The 15,747-nt window shown below is 61.3% G+C and carries 17 protein-coding genes; 11 read left to right on the top strand and 6 right to left on the bottom strand.

What is annotated here, in order from left to right; genetic code table 11:
* Positions 1 to 480 precede the first annotated feature (480 nt).
* Positions 481 to 1,038, top strand: coding sequence for a cysteine hydrolase family protein (locus KGB25_RS29610; RefSeq protein WP_223437889.1), 558 nt, complete (start codon positions 481 to 483; stop codon positions 1,036 to 1,038).
* A 186-nt stretch (positions 1,039 to 1,224) separates the two neighbouring features.
* Here KGB25_RS29610 and KGB25_RS29605 read toward each other — a convergent pair whose 3' ends face one another.
* Genes KGB25_RS29605 through KGB25_RS29590 form a run of 4 tightly spaced genes read right to left on the bottom strand, consistent with a single transcriptional unit; the run spans position 1,225 to position 2,951 of the window.
* Positions 1,225 to 1,434 (bottom strand): SEC-C metal-binding domain-containing protein, encoded by a 210-nt coding sequence (locus KGB25_RS29605; protein WP_007906737.1) that lies wholly within the window; start codon positions 1,432 to 1,434, stop codon positions 1,225 to 1,227.
* Positions 1,431 to 1,925 (bottom strand): LEA type 2 family protein, encoded by a 495-nt coding sequence (locus KGB25_RS29600; protein ID WP_008040830.1) that lies wholly within the window; start codon positions 1,923 to 1,925, stop codon positions 1,431 to 1,433. Before KGB25_RS29600 ends, KGB25_RS29605 begins: the two co-directional genes overlap by 4 nt.
* A gap of 47 nt (positions 1,926 to 1,972) precedes the next feature.
* On the bottom strand, positions 1,973 to 2,449 hold the full coding sequence (locus KGB25_RS29595) for a YchJ family protein (protein WP_223437887.1): 477 nt from the start codon (positions 2,447 to 2,449) through the stop codon (positions 1,973 to 1,975).
* A 4-nt stretch (positions 2,450 to 2,453) separates the two neighbouring features.
* Positions 2,454 to 2,951: a DUF6231 family protein gene (locus tag KGB25_RS29590; protein WP_008031670.1), complete on the bottom strand. Its 498-nt coding sequence runs from the start codon at positions 2,949 to 2,951 to the stop codon at positions 2,454 to 2,456.
* Positions 2,952 to 3,140: 189 nt separating this feature from the next.
* Here KGB25_RS29590 and KGB25_RS29585 point away from each other — a divergent pair, with 189 nt between their 5' ends.
* From KGB25_RS29585 to KGB25_RS29570, 4 genes are all read left to right on the top strand, one after another.
* Entirely contained in the window at positions 3,141 to 3,836 is a 696-nt protein-coding gene (locus KGB25_RS29585) for an OmpA family protein (protein WP_008040832.1), read from the top strand.
* 89 nt (positions 3,837 to 3,925) lie between these two features.
* Entirely contained in the window at positions 3,926 to 4,645 is a 720-nt protein-coding gene (locus KGB25_RS29580; RefSeq protein WP_223437885.1) for an OmpA family protein, read from the top strand.
* 147 nt (positions 4,646 to 4,792) lie between these two features.
* Complete coding sequence (locus tag KGB25_RS29575; RefSeq protein WP_008031667.1) at positions 4,793 to 5,071, top strand: DUF1145 domain-containing protein; 279 nt, start codon at positions 4,793 to 4,795, stop codon at positions 5,069 to 5,071.
* On the top strand, positions 5,064 to 5,822 hold the full coding sequence (locus KGB25_RS29570) for a collagen-like protein (RefSeq protein ID WP_008040834.1): 759 nt from the start codon (positions 5,064 to 5,066) through the stop codon (positions 5,820 to 5,822). The genes KGB25_RS29575 and KGB25_RS29570 overlap by 8 nt, the downstream gene beginning before the upstream one ends.
* Before the next feature lie 129 nt (positions 5,823 to 5,951).
* On the opposite strand, the gene KGB25_RS29565 is transcribed toward KGB25_RS29570, so the two are convergent.
* Entirely contained in the window at positions 5,952 to 6,416 is a 465-nt protein-coding gene (locus KGB25_RS29565) for a CopD family protein (protein ID WP_223437883.1), read from the bottom strand.
* Between the two features lie 99 nt (positions 6,417 to 6,515).
* Here KGB25_RS29565 and dinG point away from each other — a divergent pair, with 99 nt between their 5' ends.
* From dinG to pdxH, 5 genes are all read left to right on the top strand, one after another.
* Positions 6,516 to 8,660, top strand: a complete 2,145-nt coding sequence (gene dinG, locus KGB25_RS29560; protein ID WP_008031664.1) for an ATP-dependent DNA helicase DinG — start codon at positions 6,516 to 6,518, stop codon at positions 8,658 to 8,660.
* A gap of 95 nt (positions 8,661 to 8,755) precedes the next feature.
* Positions 8,756 to 11,266, top strand: coding sequence for a beta-agarase (locus KGB25_RS29555; RefSeq protein WP_223437881.1), 2,511 nt, complete (start codon positions 8,756 to 8,758; stop codon positions 11,264 to 11,266).
* A gap of 229 nt (positions 11,267 to 11,495) precedes the next feature.
* Positions 11,496 to 12,641, top strand: coding sequence for an EstA family serine hydrolase (locus tag KGB25_RS29550; protein WP_008040837.1), 1,146 nt, complete (start codon positions 11,496 to 11,498; stop codon positions 12,639 to 12,641).
* A 114-nt stretch (positions 12,642 to 12,755) separates the two neighbouring features.
* Positions 12,756 to 13,745 carry an OmpA family protein gene (locus tag KGB25_RS29545; RefSeq protein WP_223437879.1) on the top strand — a complete coding sequence of 330 codons (990 nt, stop codon included), beginning with the start codon at positions 12,756 to 12,758 and terminating at the stop codon, positions 13,743 to 13,745.
* A gap of 24 nt (positions 13,746 to 13,769) precedes the next feature.
* Positions 13,770 to 14,417, top strand: coding sequence for a pyridoxamine 5'-phosphate oxidase (gene pdxH / locus KGB25_RS29540; RefSeq protein WP_192228636.1), 648 nt, complete (start codon positions 13,770 to 13,772; stop codon positions 14,415 to 14,417).
* Positions 14,418 to 14,422: 5 nt separating this feature from the next.
* On the opposite strand, the gene KGB25_RS29535 is transcribed toward pdxH, so the two are convergent.
* Positions 14,423 to 14,659 carry a hypothetical protein gene (locus tag KGB25_RS29535; protein WP_008040840.1) on the bottom strand — a complete coding sequence of 79 codons (237 nt, stop codon included), beginning with the start codon at positions 14,657 to 14,659 and terminating at the stop codon, positions 14,423 to 14,425.
* Between the two features lie 168 nt (positions 14,660 to 14,827).
* Between KGB25_RS29535 and KGB25_RS29530 the strand changes: the two genes are divergently transcribed.
* Entirely contained in the window at positions 14,828 to 15,292 is a 465-nt protein-coding gene (locus KGB25_RS29530; protein ID WP_008040841.1) for a glycine zipper 2TM domain-containing protein, read from the top strand.
* The last annotated feature ends 455 nt before the right edge of the window (positions 15,293 to 15,747 follow it).

Genomic DNA, 15,747 nt, shown 5'->3' with positions numbered 1-15,747 from the left:
CCACCACTCATCAGGCCGAGCGTTAGCTCGCCTTCAGCTTTTGATCTGAGCGCCCCCTCGAGAGGCCGAGTGGAGGTTCTGCGCAGTGGGCAACCCGGCATGGATGCCGGGTTAGCCGCCCCCGGCCATGGATGGCCGATGGCGGCGGGCCCACGGAGCAGGACCGGAGCGAGGGCATGCCGAGCCTTAGCGAGGCACCGAACGAAAGGGGCAAGAGCCCTTGGTTACTTGGGGCTTTTCCAAGTGACTCGCCGTAAGGGCGAAACCAATAGCAGCCGTTACCGAAGAACCGGATATACACCCAATCGATCACTCTCAAGCCTTAGCCGAATTCACCTTGCTGTATTCGTTGCGGTATCGTGAAGTTCAGACAGCAACCGCGAGCATCAGGTCGTCCCGTTTGCGATCGAGGACTTGCCTGTAGGAGGCGGTGATGCTCAAGTGCGTGAAACTCAATAACCTCGCGTGAGAAAAGTCAGCATGGAGCTCAAGACCAACGCAGCACTGATCATCATCGATCAACAAAAAGGCATTTTGGAGCCAAGGCTTGGCCGGCGAAATAATCCTCAGGCCGAGGCGCGGATCCTGGATTTGCTGGGGCTCTGGCGGCGAACCGGGCGGCCGGTGATCCACGTACAGCACCTGTCCCGTTCACCGGACTCAGTGTTCTGGCCGCAGCAATCGGGCGTGGAGTTTCAGGAGCGGTTCCAGCCATTGGCCGGCGAGCAACTGATTCAGAAACAGGTGCCGGATGCGTTTTGTGCGACGGCGCTGGAGGCGAGTTTGCGCGAGGCGGGGATCGATCAGTTGGTCATCGTGGGCGTCGCGACCCACAACTCGGTGGAGTCCACGGCGCGAACGGCCGGTAACCTGGGGTTTGATACGTGGGTGGCGGAGGATGCGTGCTTCACGTTCGACAAGGCGGATTATTTCGGCAACGCGCATTCAGCTGAAGAGGTGCATGCGATGTCGCTGGGCAATCTGCACGGCGAATACGCCACGGTCGTCAGCAGTGCGCTGATCCTGATGACCGACTGAATGACTGTAGGAGCGAGGCTTGCCCGCGAAGAAGATGACGCGGTTTGCCTGAATAATCGCGGTGCCTTTTTCGCGGGCAAGCCTCGCTCCTACAGGGGATTGTGTCATTCACGAATCCAGTGTGGGAGCGAGACCGGCTTGCCGGCGAAGCGATTCAACAGGCGATGAAAAACATCGTCCGAAGCATCAAGCGCCGTGGCACTTCTTGAATTTCTTGCCGTTGCCGCACGGGCAAGGGTCGTTGCGGCCGACGTCCTTCAGGGCGTTGCGCACCGGCTCCTGGTGAGCGTGGCCGCAGTTCGGGCCGTGGACATGGCCATGGTCGTGATCATGGTGGTCGTGATGGTCATGATCGTGGTTGCAGTCAGGGCCATGGACGTGGGGTTGCTGGGTCATCGGGTGTGCTCCGGAATTAAATCGGCGGGGATTATCACGCCTTTGCGCGCCAGGTGCACGTAGTGCGCGATGAACACACCGGTTTCCAGCTCACCTTCCAGGCGATAGGGGATAGGTTGCTCGGGTTTTTTCAACAGTTTCACCAGATCCCGAACCTTGGGCCACAGGTTGGTGCGGATCGGCACTTTGAAATACGCGCTGTGCTTGGGACCGACCGTAAACCAGTGTTCGTGCTCGCCTTCGGTCAGCAACATATCGCCCAGGTGAATCCGGTATTCGAGGCCGCGCACCGTCAGGTCACTGTCGCGCGGGTTGTCGACGCGAAAGAACAACAGGAAGCGTTGCTCCATCAGTTTCGCCCGGACCACTTCGACCTTGACCAGATGCACTTCAGGTTCCGGTTCATCGTCGCTGAACCAGGACGCACAGCCGCCGAGTCCGAGAAACAGGAGCAGGGTGAGCGTATGCAGGACGCGACGTCGGCTGATCATGGTTGTGTTTCTCCCTTGATCCCCAGTCTAGCCCTTCACGAATCACCTCAACTGGCGAAATACCCCGCGCAACACTTCTTGAATTTCTGCCCGCTGGCACATGGGCAGGCATCGTTGCGTCCGGCCTTGAGTAGCACAGTGGGGTCGATGAAATACCAGTGGCCGGCGTTCTGCACGAACGACGAGCGCTCGCGGTGGCTGTGTTCGCCGCTGCCATCGTGCCAGCGTGCGGTAAAGGTCACGAACGCGTGTTCCGGTTGACCGCCGAACACCTCGGAGCTTTCCACTTCCAGGCCGAGCCAGGTGCTTTGCGCGCTCCAGTCGCTGATGGACTGACGATCAAGGCCGGACTGCTGCGCGGGCAGGGTGGTCGCTACCAGGTAATCGATCAGGCCCAACACGTAAGCGCTGTAGCGCGAACGCATCAACGCTTCGGCACAAGGCGCCGGATGCCCGGCATGGTAATGACCGCAGCAGGCGTCCAGCAGGGTGCCGCTGCCGCAAGGGCAAATGGATGTACTCATTGCGTTACCACCAGTATTTCCCGAAGTTTTCCGGATTGGCCCAGAACCGTGAGTTGAGCCAGTCGGGGACTTGTTTGTAGTCAAGCAGATCGTAGGTGAACAGGGTCAGTACTTGCTCGTCGCGCTGGAAGCGTTCGCTGGCTTGCAGGGCCAGGGAGAAAAAATCTGTCTCCTGCCAGCCACTGGCCGGCAAGTCCGCCAGCACCGCAATGCGACTGGCATTGAGGTTGCGGATGCCGCCGAGCAAATTCAGGCCATCGCGTTTGGGCAAGTGTTCAAGGCAATCGACCACCAGCGCCAGATCAAAGCGGCGCGCCGCCAGTTCGGCCGGCAACGGTCCGGGTGCCGCGTGGGCGACGCAGGTGTCCGGGTGCGCCAGCTTGAATGCTTCCAGCGCGGGGAATTCGCTCGCGCCGATCAGCAACAGGCGGAGCGGGGCATAACGATCCAGCAAAGCGGCCAGCGCCTGCTGGGGCGTGCGCGAAGAAATACCTGAAATCATCGAAGTTCCTCAATCAGAGCGCCAAGACTAGCCTGCCCGAAGGTCCAGATATAGAGCGCCGTCGCGCTAAAAGTGTCGATCAGCCGTGAACACTGGATAAAACTGCAATGGCCTATTGCTGGCGGAGATTAAAGCTCGGGTCTTTACTACCTGAATCGGTTCTAAGCCGATCCCTCAGGAGAAAACTAGATGAGCATAGTTCGGACAGCATTACCCTTGGTTCTGCTAACCAGTGTGTTGACTGGTTGCGCAGGTTTGCAGAAAACCGACTGGCCGACCTGTGCGGCAGTCGGCGGTGTAATCGGTGCGGGTCTCGGCGCGACCGAGAGCTCGGCATGGGCAGGGTACGGCGCTCTGCTGGTTGGCGGCACGGCCGCTGCCTATTGCTGGGTTCACGGTGATGGCGACGAAGACGGCGATGGCGTGCCGGACAGCCGCGACAAGTGCCCGGGTACGCCTAGAGGCGTGAAGGTCGATGCCGACGGTTGCCCACCACCAGTCCCTGCGCCAGTGGTTGAAGAGGCGGTTGTGGTCAAGGAAGAAACCATCGTCATCCGCGATGTTCACTTCCAGTTCGACAAAGCCACACTCACCCCTTCTGACAAACAGGTGCTCGATAAGATCGCCACTCGTTTGAAAGCTGAAGCCCCTACTGCTCAGTTGACCGTTACTGGCCATACCGACAGCGTGGGCAGTGATAGCTACAACCAGAAACTGTCGGATAAACGCGCTCACTCGGTGGTTGAGTACCTCATCCAGGAAGGCGTGCCGCGCAGTAACTTCGTGTCTGTTTCCGGTGCCGGTGAAAGTCAGCCGGTGGCCGATAACAAAACCGCCGACGGCCGTGCACAGAACCGTCGCACCGAAATCAAAATCCAACGCTAGATCCCTCGCATCCGTGGCTTGTGCAGTCACGGATGCGGGTCTTTACTCCTGTGTAACCGGCGTCGGCCGGTAACACAGGAGCTTTCACCATGAGCCTTCTCACACGGACCGTCTGGCCGGTTGTGCTGCTTGGCAGCCTGTTAACCGGTTGCGCTACTCACAGCGATGGCACTGCCCCCCTCAATCAACGTACCTGGCCGATCTGCAGCGTTATCGGTGGCTTGGTCGGTGGTGGCCTGGGCGCTATCGAAAGTGGCGGTTGGGCGGCCGGTGGAGCGGCGCTTGGTATCTTGACCGGTGGCCTGATCTGCTACGCGCAGGATGGCGACGAAGATGGCGATGGTGTCTTCGATCGACGCGATCGCTGCCCGGATACGCCGGCCAATACTCCGGTCGAACATCACGGTTGTCCGCTGCCGCAATACCCGGCCAGTGTGACACCCGCTGAACCTGCACAATCTGAAGTCATCACCCTGAGCGATGCGGGCGATGTGTTGTTTGCGTTCAACAAATCCGACCTGACGCCCTCGGCGCAAAGTCAGCTGGACTCGTTCATACCCAAACTGCAAAGCGCCGATGTGGTCAGCATCAAAGTGATCGGCCACACCGACAGCGTGGGTGACGACGCCTATAACCAGGCACTCTCGGAGCGACGCGCCAGCAGCGTAGCCGCTTACTTGCTGGGCATGGGCCTGGCGCCGGACAAACTCACCAGCGAAGGCCGGGGCGAAAGCGCGCCGGTGGCCGATAACGAAACAGAGGAAGGTCGCGCGAAAAACCGTCGCGTGGAATTGCACATCAATCGCTGAGCCCCGTGATAGAGCCGTCGGCCAATGATTGCAGTGGCGCCGACGGCCATTCGGCGGCCTTCATGAAGAATTTTCCGTCGCCCTCTGGCTTATCCCGCGTGGAAGCCGTTACTGTGCGTGCAAAGAATAATTCTCAACGGGGGGCGTATGAAGGTGTTTTGGGGGTTGGGTAAGCTGTTGACCCTGCTGTTCTGGCTGGTGGTGTTGGTCAATCTGCTGATGCCCTTTGTCAATCCGCTGCACCTGTTGGTCAATCTGGCCGGCGGCCTGCTGGCGTTCCTTCATCTTCTTGAGGCGGTGTTCTGTTTCCGCAGTCTCAGAGGCCGCGCCCACCCTTGGCGTGATCGCTTGAAGATTGTCTTTTTCGGTGTTTTCCACCTGCAAACCATTCCGGCTCCTGCCGTACCGAAGGCTTCCCATGCGTAAACTCTGTCTGCTCGCCGCACTCGTCAGCCCATTCGCCTGCGCCCAGGTGGTCAGCGTCGAAACCAACTCGCTGATGCGCTTGCCCAATACCGCCAGCACCTTGCAGCTGGAACGCCTGGAAGTGGCCGATTACGGCACGTTGCTGATTCCCTCGAACGTGACCGAAGTCAGCGTCGGCGAATTGCGCCTGGGGCGTGAAGCGCGGATCGCCATCGTGCCCGGGGAAACGGCGCTGGAGTTGAAAGTCAGCCGTGCCCAATTGTCCGAAGGCAGCCAGATTACCGCTCGCGGTGCACCGGGTACTTACCTCAAGGCGGCCCGCTCGGGACGCAATCTGAATGTGCAGATCAAGGCACTGAATGCACCACAGTTGGTGGTTGATGCTCGCGGCGGCGCAGGTGCACCGGGGTTTGTCGGCCTCGACGGCGCCAACGGTCAGGCACCGGGCTGCACCTGGGGCCAGGCCGGTCGCGGGGCCGATGGCAGCGATGGCAGCGACGGTCAGCCGGGTGCGCCGGGTGCGCTGGTCAGGCTGGAAGTGCCGCGTGATTATCCGGCGGAGCAGATCAAGGTTCAGGTTGCCGGCGGCGCGGGTGGTCTGGCCGGTCCTGGCGGTAAGCCGGGGGCGGGTGGCAAGGCCAAGGGGTGCTTCGTCTACAAGGCCGATGGCGGCAAGAGCGGCAAGCCAGGCGTTGACGGCCAGCCGGGGCCTGCGGGCGCGGCGGGTTCGGTGACGGTTCAAAGGTTGTAAGTGGTTTCGGACAATTTCGTCGTCTGAACGATTGCCTTCGCGGGCAAGCCTCGCTCCTACAGGGATCACGCTGTCCATTGTAGGAGCGAGCGGTGCGGCGATCCGACTTGCCCGCGAAGCTTTTAGCTTTTAGAACATCGGCCGCGCCGAGGCGATGGCCACCAGCACCAACCCCACAATCAAATTAATCCCCACCAACCGGCGAATCCTCCCCAGTGCCGCAGCCCCCGTCGGCCAATCCTGCGCCGTCACCGCCGTGCGCAATTCCGGCAACAGCAACGCCTGAATCCGGATAAACAGCGCGGTCATCACCACGAACAAGCCCATCATCACCTGCACATAACGCGGCGCGGCCTCGAAGCCGCTGTACTGCAAATGAATCATGCCGACACCGCTGACCGGCAACAGCACCACCGCGATCCAGACCCAGCGGAAAAAACCTTGAAACACTTCTACCCACAGCTTCAAGCGGGCCGGGCCTTCCAGCGCCTTCATCGCGGCCGGACGCAAGACCATCCAGGCGAAAAACATGCCGCCGACCCACACCAGGGCGGACAGGACATGCAGGGTGTAAACGATGCCAAAAGGTGTCATTGGGGTACTCCGTTCTGCGCGGGATTAATTAGCGCGGTATGATAGCCGCCGAACCGAACCACTGAAAATTTATCCAGCGTTTTTTGCGCCCGACAATCCATGATCAGCACTGAACTCAAAACCACGATCCAGGGCGCCTACTCGCGTTTTCTCGAAGCCAAGAGCCTCAAGCCGCGCTACGGCCAACGCCTGATGATCGCTGAAATTGCCAAGGTCCTCGGTGACATCGACACCGACGACGAAGGCCGGCGCAGTGGCGACCCCGCGATTGTTGCGGTGGAAGCCGGCACCGGTACCGGCAAGACCGTGGCCTACAGCCTGGCGGCGATCCCGACCGCGAAAGCCGCCGGTAAACGCCTGGTGATCGCCACGGCCACCGTGGCCCTGCAAGAACAGATCGTCTACAAGGATCTGCCCGACCTGATGCGCAACAGCGGGCTGAATTTCAGCTTCGCCCTGGCCAAGGGTCGTGGGCGCTATATGTGCCTGTCCAAGCTCGACATGTTGCTGCAGGAAGGTCACGCACAAACCGCTACCGCGCAGTTGTTCGAAGAAGAAGGCTTCAAGATCGAGGTCGATGAGGCCAGTCAGAAGCTGTTCACCAGCATGATCGAGAAGCTCGCCGGCAATAAGTGGGACGGCGACCGCGACAGTTGGTCCACCGCCCTGGAAGACGCCGATTGGGCGCGCCTGACCACCGATCACAGCCAGTGCACCAACCGCCATTGCCCGAACTTCGGCCAGTGCGCCTTCTACAAGGCCCGCGAAGGCATGGGCAAGGTGGACGTGATCGTCACCAACCACGACATGGTTTTGGCTGACCTCGCCCTCGGCGGCGGTGCCGTTCTGCCCGATCCGCGCGACACCATCTACGTGTTCGACGAAGGCCATCACCTGCCGGACAAGGCCATCGGCCACTTCGCCCATTACACGCGCCTGCGTTCCACTGCCGACTGGCTGGAAACCACCGCGAAGAACCTCACCAAATTGCTCGCCCAGCATCCGCTGCCGGGTGACCTGGGCAAGTTGATCGAACAGGTGCCGGAGCTGGCCCGCGAGATCAAGACCCAGCAGCAATTCATGTTTACCGCCTGCGAACAGGCTGCCGATTTCAAACCCGGCGAAGACGTCGAAGGTCGCGAACGGCCGCGTCACCGTTTCGTCGGCGGGGTGATTCCCGAGCACATGCGTGAAATGGGCATCGAGCTGAAAAAGGGTTTTGCCCGCCTCACCGACCTGTTCACCCGACTCACCGAGTTGCTCAAGGAAGGCATGGACGGCGAGGTCAACATCGGCATCGCCAGCAACCAGGCCGAAGAGTGGTATCCGCTGTTCGGCAGCCTGTTGTCGCGCTCTTCGGGCAACTGGGAGTTGTGGGTTGCATTCACCGCCGAAGACCCGGAAGACAACCCGCCCATGGCGCGCTGGCTGACCCTGGCCGAAAGCGGCTCGCTGTTCGACATCGAAGTCAACGCCAGCCCGATCCTCGCGGCGGAAATGCTCCGGCGCAATCTGTGGAACGTGGCTTACGGCGCGCTGGTGACTTCGGCGACCCTGACCGCACTCGGCACCTTCGACCGCTTCCGCATGCGTGCCGGGCTGCCGAAAAAAGCCGTGACCGCCGTGGTCCCGAGCCCGTTCCATCACGCCGATGCCGGCGTTCTGCGGGTGCCGGACCTGAAAGCCGATCCACGTGATGCAGCGGCCCACACCGCGGCGATCATTCGTGACCTGCCGCAACTGGTCGAAGGTTCGCGCGGCACGCTGGTGCTGTTCTCCTCGCGTAAACAGATGCAGGACGTGTTCGACGGTCTCGACCGCGACTGGCGCAAGCAAGTGTTCATTCAAGGCAACCTGTCGAAACAGGAAACCCTGAACAAGCACAAGGCGCGCGTCGATGGCGGCGATTCCAGCGTGCTGTTCGGCCTGGCGAGTTTCGCCGAAGGGGTCGACTTGCCCGGCGCGTACTGCGAGCACGTAGTGATCGCGAAGATTCCATTCTCGGTGCCCGATGATCCGGTCGAAGCGGCACTGGCCGAGTGGATCGAAGCGCGGGGCGGCAATCCGTTCATGGAAATCTCCGTACCGGACGCCTCGCTGAAACTGGTCCAGGCCTGCGGTCGCTTGCTGCGAACCGAAGAGGACCGCGGCACCATCACCTTGCTCGACCGACGCCTGGTCACCCAGCGTTACGGCAAAGCGATCCTCAATGCGTTACCGCCATTCCGTCGAGAAATTTCCTGATACGACGGTGGGCAAATCTGCCCGCCGCGTTGTCTATCTCTCTGCCATCGCTTTTCCACTGGCCATTGTTGGTCGTTAGGGAGATTTTCGTTCTCATGATTCGCCGTTCGTTGCCTGCTGTTTTTGCCTTGTTGTTCACCACGCCTTTGCTCGCCGCTCCCGCAGGCCAGCAGACGCTGTTCAACTTTGTGCGCCCCGCCGACGTGGTCCAGGTGGCGACTCAGGACGCCAGCCTGCCGCAATCCAATGCAGAGCAAACGGCCGAAGGCGAAGTGCTGCGCCGGGTGACGTTCAACCCGGTGGCCCAGCCAACCCTGCGCCTGACCCCGCAAACCGGGGCCTGGGACTGGTCGCAGTCCGGCGTGATGAGCCTGCGTATTCAAAGCGCAATGGACTGGGCCGTGACCCTTTACGTGAAAATCCAAAGCAACGACGGCAAGACGCTGATCAGTCGCGTGGATCTGCCGGCGGGCCCTGCGCAGACGCTGCTGGTGCCGTTGCAGCCGAGCTCGCCGCTGAGCCTGGGCATGAAGGCCGGTCCGCCGATGCCGATGACTGTCGACGGTCAACGCATCCTGTTGGCCAGCAGCGCCGGTGAGCTGGATCGCAGCCAGGTGGTGTCGGTGACGTTGTCGATGGATCAGCCGAAAGTCGCGCAAAGTATCCTGCTTGAGCGTTTTGGCGTGCAGGAAGGCGAGGCGGTCACCCAAGCCGTTTATGGCGGCCTGGTGGACGCTTTCGGTCAGTCGACCCGGACCAAGTGGCCGGAGAAGGTCGGCAGCGACGAGCAACTGAAAAGCGCCGCCGCCAAGGAACAGCAACAGACCAAAACCTGGCTGGCAGAGCGTAAGAAGTCGTCGCTGGACAAGTTCGGGGGCTGGATCAATGGCCCGTCGTTCAAGGCCAGCGGTTTTTTCCGCAGCGAGAAACGTGACGGTCGCTGGTATCTGGTGACCCCGGAAGGCCATCCGTTTTATTCGCTCGGGGTCAACACCGTTGCGCCGGACGTCAACCAGACTTACATCGCCGGTCGCGAGTGGATGTTCGAATCGCTGCCTAAACCCGAAGAACCGCTGGCCAGTCACTTTGGCGAAGGCGACAACCGGGGTGGCAATGGCGTCGATCAGGGCCGTGGCTACAACGCCGGGCGCTGGTACGATTTCTATGGCGCGAACCTGCAGCGTCTGTATGGCGCCCCTTGCACACCGGGCAGCGACACCAAGGCCGGTGTTGCCGAAGCGGCCAAGGCCGACGCGGTTGAGGCGACGGTCGAGAAGACCGCTGAACAACCCGTCGTTCCTTCCACGGCCGAAGCCGGTGTTGCCGAAGCCGCCAAGGCCGGCGCAGAGGACGCGACCGTCGCGAAAGCGGTCGAGCAGAAACCCGCCGAACCTTGCACCGCAGTGATTGATGAACAACGCTGGGCCAGCCACACCCTGGATCGCCTGCAAGCCTGGGGCTTCAACACCATCGGCAACTGGAGCGCCCCGGAGCTGGGCAACGCGGACCGCGTGCCCTACACCTTGCCGCTGTCGATCGTCGGCGATTACGCCAGCATCAGCACCGGCACCGACTGGTGGGGCGGCATGCCTGACCCGTTCGACCCGCGTTTCGCCATGGCCACCGAACGCGCTGTGGCCATCGCCGCCCGCGATCATCGCGACGACCCTTGGCTGATCGGTTACTTCGCCGACAACGAACTGGCCTGGGCTGGTCCCGGTGACGACCCGAAAGCCCGCTACGCGCTGGCCTACGGCACTTTGAAAATGACCACTGACGTGCCGGCCAAGCGCGCGTTCCTCAAGCAATTGCGCGACAAGTACCGCAATCAGGCAGGCCTGTCCAAAGCCTGGGGCATCGACTTGCCGGCCTGGGAATTGATGGAAGACCCGGGCTTCGTGCCGCCGCTGCCGAGCGCCGAGTACCCGGAAATCGAAGCCGACTTCAAATACTTCCAGAAGGTCTTCGCTGACACGTACTTCAAAACCATTTCCGACTCGCTCAAGTGGCACGCACCGAATCAGCTGTTGCTGGGCGGCCGCTTCGCCATCAGCACCCCGGAAGCCGTGGAATCCTGTGCACAGTATTGCGATGTGCTGAGCTTCAACATGTACACCCTGCAACCGCAGGACGGCTACGATTTCGCCAAATTGCGCAGCCTGGACAAACCGGTGCTGATCACCGAATTCAACTTCGGCTCGGCCGATCGCGGCCCGTTCTGGGGCGGCGTGACGCAACTGGCGAAGGAAGAAGACCGTGGCCCGGCTTACGCCAACTTCCTGAAACAGGCACTGAGCGAGCCGTCGATTGTCGGCGTGCACTGGTTCCAGTACCTCGATCAACCGGTGACCGGTCGTCTGCTGGACGGTGAAAACGGGCACTTTGGTTTGGTCGGCATTACCGATCTGCCGTTTCAGGGCTTCGTCGACAGCGTACGCAAGAGCAACCTGGCGGCCGTTGATCAGTTGGGCAAAGAGGCCGAGAAGGCCAAGGCTGAAGCGGATAAAGCCAGTCACGATGCCGAAGGCGGGCGAAAAGCTGAAGCCGGCAAGGGCCCGGGGAAGGGCGCCGGGCAGGCGGGTGGGCATTCGGGGAATGGTCATTAAGGCCTGATCTACCGCGTTATCGTTCTTCGCGGGCAAGCCTCGCTCCTACAGGTTCGGTGGTGCTCCTGTAGGAGCGAGGCTTGCCCGCGAAGGCGTCCTCAAAAACACCATGAATTCCAGATCCAATAGATCGGCAATCCGACCGCCCGGCCCAACCCTGTTCCCAAAACCATCAATGGCTGGAACAATGCCGGCCACTTTGTAGAACGTTTGTCCGAGGGAGTAGCGGGTGCAGATTCAGGGTCATTACGAGCTTAAGTTCGAAGCGGTTCGCGAAGCGTTCGCGGCGTTGTTCGACGATCCTCAGGAGCGTGGCGCAGCGTTGTGCATCCAGGTTGGCGGCGAAACCGTTCTCGACCTCTGGTCCGGCACCGCCGACAAGGATGGCCATGAGGCCTGGCACAGCGACACTATCGCCAACCTGTTTTCCTGCACCAAGACCTTCACCGCCGTCACCGCCCTGCAACTGGTCGCCGAAGGCAAGCTGCAACTGGATGCCCCGGTTGCCCGCTATTGGCCCGAATTCGCTGCCGCCGGCAAGGAATCCGTCACCTTGCGTCAACTGCTCTGCCATCAGGCTGGTTTGCCGGCGTTGCGCGAGTTGCTGGCCCCGGAAGCGCTTTACGACTGGCAAACCATGGTCGATGCGCTGGCCGCCGAATCGCCTTGGTGGACGCCGGGCACCGGTCACGGTTATGCCGCGATCACCTATGGCTGGCTGGTCGGCGAGTTACTGCGCCGTGCCGACGGGCGTGGCCCGGGCGAGTCCATTGTGGCCCGCGTGGCCAAACCGTTGGGCCTGGATTTTCACGTCGGCCTGGCGGATGAAGAATTCCATCGCGTGGCGCACATCGCCCGTGGCAAGGGCAACGTCGGCGATGCCGCGGCCCAGCGCCTGCTGCAAGTGACGATGCGCGAACCGACGGCCATGACCACGCGGGCCTTTACTAACCCGCCGTCGGTCCTGACCAGCACCAACAAACCGGAATGGCGGCGCATGCAACAACCGGCGGCCAACGGCCACGGCAATGCCCGCAGCCTGGCCGGGTTCTATGCCGGGCTGCTCGACGGCAGCCTGCTGGAAAGCGAAATGCTCGATGAGCTGACCCGCGAACACAGCCTCGGCGAAGACAAGACTTTACTGACCCGGACCCGTTTCGGCCTGGGTTGCATGCTCGATCAACCCGATGTCCCGAACGCTACCTACGGCCTCGGCCCACGTGCGTTCGGTCACCCGGGCGCTGGCGGCTCCATCGGTTTTGCTGACCCTGAATACGATGTCGCCTTCGGTTTTGTGACAAATACACTGGGGCCTTACGTCTTGATGGATCCGCGCGCGCAAAAGCTCGCGCGGGTACTGGCCACTTGTCTGTAAAACGCGCTGAAGGGTTCCAGGGCCGGAACCCGAAGGCCTTTATGTTTTCCAACCGTCTGTTTATCCGGGTCATGCCGGCCTGAATTTTTATGACTTCTTTTTTGTGGATTTCCAATGTCACTCAATAAAACCACCCTCGCTTTGGCCCTGTGTGTCGCTGTTACCGGTTGTGCGCAGACACCAAAAAATGATTCGGATGGCAGCAGCTGGTGGCCGTTCGGTTCCTCCGACAAAGTCGCGGCGAAAGAGCCGGCTCCCGCGCCGGCACCTGTGAAGCCTGCCGAGGTGGCCCCGGTTGCCAAGGTTGAAGCCGACGCCGGTGGCAAATGGTGGTGGCCGTTCGGCGGCAAAGAGCAGAGCACGGCCAAAGTCGTGCCGATGCCTGACCCTAAAGTCACTCAGGCCTGGCTCGACGATTACGAACCGCGCCTGCGCACCGCGATCAAGGACAGCAACCTGCAACTCGAGCGCCGTGAAAACGTGCTGGTGGTCACTGCGCCAGTAGAAGGTTCGTTCAACCCCGACCGTCCGGCCATGTTGCTGCCGGTGACTCTCGGCCCGTTCACTCGCGTGGCGAAAATCCTTGAAGTCGATCCCAAGACCGCCGTGCTGGTATTGGGTCACAGCGACACCTCGGGCGCCGCACCGGCCAACGTGAAACTGAGCCAGGAACGCGCACAAGCCGTGGCGGCGATTTTCCGCCTCAGCGGTCTGCAGCGTGATCGCCTGATGCTGCGCGGCATGGGTGGCGAAGCCCCGCGTGCGGCCAACGACAGCGTTGAAGGCCGTGCCTTGAACCGTCGCGTCGAACTGCTGGTGACTCCGCAAAACACTATGGTTGCGCTGTTGAGCAAGTACAACATGCCAGCCCCGGCACCGGTGAAACTGGTCGCTGCCCAGGACGTCAAGCCAGTGGCCAAGCCGGTCACCCCGGCACCAGCCGCGAAGAAAGCCGCTGTACCTGCCACGAAAAAAGCGCCGGCCAAGAAAGCCGCCGCCAAGAAGACTCCGGCTAAAACCGCGACGCCGGCCAAAAAGACCACGCCGGCCAAAGCCGCGGCAGCTGACAAAAAAGTCGTTGTCGCCGATCCTGTGAAAAAGTGATTCGTTAACCAAAAGGAATGCGCCATGACCCAGGGCCTGGCTGATATGCGTCGCGACTACACCCGAGACGGCCTGACCGAGGCACAAGCCCCGGCCGAGCCGTTCGCGCTGTTCCATCAGTGGTTTGCCGACGCGGTGAAAACCGAGCAGCCGCCGGTGGAAGCCAACGCCATGACCCTGGCCACCGTCGATCAGGACGGTCGGCCGCATTGCCGCATTTTGCTGCTCAAGGGCCTGGACGCGCAGGGCTTCACCTTCTTCACCAACTACGACAGCGCCAAGGGCCAGCATCTGGCCGCGAACCCGTTCGCGGCCATGACGTTTTTCTGGCCGGCCCTCGAGCGTCAGGTTCGTGTAGAAGGTCGGGTGGTGAAGGTCACGCCTGAGGAATCCGATGCCTACTTCCAGGTCCGGCCGCTGGGCAGTCGCCTTGGTGCCTGGGCTTCACCGCAAAGCCGCGTGATCGCCGATCGTGCCGAACTGGAAGCGTTGCTCAAGAATACCGAGCAACGTTTCAGCGATACGCAGCCTCATTGCCCTGAGCACTGGGGCGGTTATCGTCTGCTGCCTGAGCGCATCGAATTCTGGCAGGGCCGTTCGAGCCGCCTGCACGATCGCCTCAACTATCGTTTGCAAGGCGCCGACTGGATTCTTGAACGTCTGGCGCCCTGAGCAGTCTACCGACCGGGATAACCTGCCGCAGCGGCCTCCAGCCACTGAGGCAGGTCCCGACGCTTGATCTTCTGCGCTTGAGCGTTCGCCAGTTGCTGGAGCATGTAGGCTCTTTTCTGCTCATCGCTCCCCGCCAGGGCTAGCGCCATATCGCGGTCCATCCAGCGTTTGATCCGTACGTACAACCACCCATGGAAGTACAGACCGGCGACAGTGGTGACGACAATGATGAAGTAATCCATGAAAATCCTTGGGGCAGCGGCGCAGATCTCGTCATTTGCCGCTAATGTTTGATGAGTTCGTGGAGGTCCCTGTACCGGGCCTGAATCAAACCAATGTTATCGGGGCGACGTCGTGACACGCGTCAAGCTGCGGAGTTTAATGGTTACATGTCCTTTGGAGGTGATGCCATGCGTAAGTCTGTTCTGCTTGTTGCTTCCTTTTCCACGATGGCGATGTTGCTCACTGGCTGCCAATCGAGCCTGACCGGTGACTCCTACTCCCGTGACGAAGCGCGTCGTGTGCAGACCGTTCGCATGGGCACCATCGAATCCCTGCGTCCGGTGAAAATCGAAGGCACCAAGACCCCGATCGGCGGCCTCGCCGGCGCGGCGGTCGGTGGTGTTGGCGGCAGCAGCATCGGCGGTGGTAAAGGCAGCATCGTTGCTGCAGTTATCGGCGCCGTGGCTGGCGGGCTGATCGGCTCGGCCACTGAAGAAGGCCTGACCCGCACCCAAGGTGTGGAAATCACTGTTCGTGAAGACGACGGCAGCATGCGTGCCTATGTGCAGCAGGTTCAGGAAAACGAAGTGTTCCGTGTGGGTGAGCGGGTGCGGATTGCTACTGTAGACGGTACGAGCCGCGTTACGCACTAAGCGGGAAAGCGGGTAAAAGAAAACCCCGATCAGCGTGAGCTGGTTGGGGTTTTTTTTTGAGGCGGGGTTTTGGATTGGGGGGATATCCGTTTCTGCGGTAACGGCTTCCATTGGTTTCGCCCTTACGGCGAGTCACTTGGAGAAGCGCCAAGTAACCAAGCGCTTTTGCCCCTTTCGTTCGGTGGCTCGCTCCGGTCCTGCTCCGTGGGCCCGCCGCGATCGGCCATCCCTGGCCGTGCGCGGCTAACCCGGCATCCATGCCGGGTTGCCCACTGCGCAGAACCTCCACTCGGCCTCTCGAGGGGGCGCTCAGATCAAAAGCGGAAGGCGAGCTAACGCTCGACCTGATGAGTGGTGAAAATCAAAAGCGTACGGCGATTTCCTGTAGGAGCCGGCTTGCCGGCGATGGCGTCCGTCCAGTCAATAAACAGGTTGATTGACCCACCGCCACCGCC

It is taken from the genome of Pseudomonas sp. BF-RE-21 (genome assembly GCF_019947305.1).
Classification (GTDB): Bacteria; Pseudomonadota; Gammaproteobacteria; order Pseudomonadales; family Pseudomonadaceae; genus Aquipseudomonas; species Aquipseudomonas migulae.
The sequence above is the reverse complement of the archived record's forward strand: the minus strand, read 5'-3'. Positions and strand labels throughout refer to the sequence as shown.

Coding starts and splice junctions, on each gene's coding strand:
- KGB25_RS29610 (WP_223437889.1), top strand. CDS start 481: ATGGAGCTCAAGACCAACGCAGCACTGATCATCATCGATCAACAAAAA.
- KGB25_RS29605 (WP_007906737.1), bottom strand. CDS start 1,434: ATGACCCAGCAACCCCACGTCCATGGCCCTGACTGCAACCACGATCAT.
- KGB25_RS29600 (WP_008040830.1), bottom strand. CDS start 1,925: ATGATCAGCCGACGTCGCGTCCTGCATACGCTCACCCTGCTCCTGTTT.
- KGB25_RS29595 (WP_223437887.1), bottom strand. CDS start 2,449: ATGAGTACATCCATTTGCCCTTGCGGCAGCGGCACCCTGCTGGACGCC.
- KGB25_RS29590 (WP_008031670.1), bottom strand. CDS start 2,951: ATGATTTCAGGTATTTCTTCGCGCACGCCCCAGCAGGCGCTGGCCGCT.
- KGB25_RS29585 (WP_008040832.1), top strand. CDS start 3,141: ATGAGCATAGTTCGGACAGCATTACCCTTGGTTCTGCTAACCAGTGTG.
- KGB25_RS29580 (WP_223437885.1), top strand. CDS start 3,926: ATGAGCCTTCTCACACGGACCGTCTGGCCGGTTGTGCTGCTTGGCAGC.
- KGB25_RS29575 (WP_008031667.1), top strand. CDS start 4,793: ATGAAGGTGTTTTGGGGGTTGGGTAAGCTGTTGACCCTGCTGTTCTGG.
- KGB25_RS29570 (WP_008040834.1), top strand. CDS start 5,064: ATGCGTAAACTCTGTCTGCTCGCCGCACTCGTCAGCCCATTCGCCTGC.
- KGB25_RS29565 (WP_223437883.1), bottom strand. CDS start 6,416: ATGACACCTTTTGGCATCGTTTACACCCTGCATGTCCTGTCCGCCCTG.
- dinG (WP_008031664.1), top strand. CDS start 6,516: ATGATCAGCACTGAACTCAAAACCACGATCCAGGGCGCCTACTCGCGT.
- KGB25_RS29555 (WP_223437881.1), top strand. CDS start 8,756: ATGATTCGCCGTTCGTTGCCTGCTGTTTTTGCCTTGTTGTTCACCACG.
- KGB25_RS29545 (WP_223437879.1), top strand. CDS start 12,756: ATGTCACTCAATAAAACCACCCTCGCTTTGGCCCTGTGTGTCGCTGTT.
- pdxH (WP_192228636.1), top strand. CDS start 13,770: ATGACCCAGGGCCTGGCTGATATGCGTCGCGACTACACCCGAGACGGC.
- KGB25_RS29535 (WP_008040840.1), bottom strand. CDS start 14,659: ATGGATTACTTCATCATTGTCGTCACCACTGTCGCCGGTCTGTACTTC.
- KGB25_RS29530 (WP_008040841.1), top strand. CDS start 14,828: ATGCGTAAGTCTGTTCTGCTTGTTGCTTCCTTTTCCACGATGGCGATG.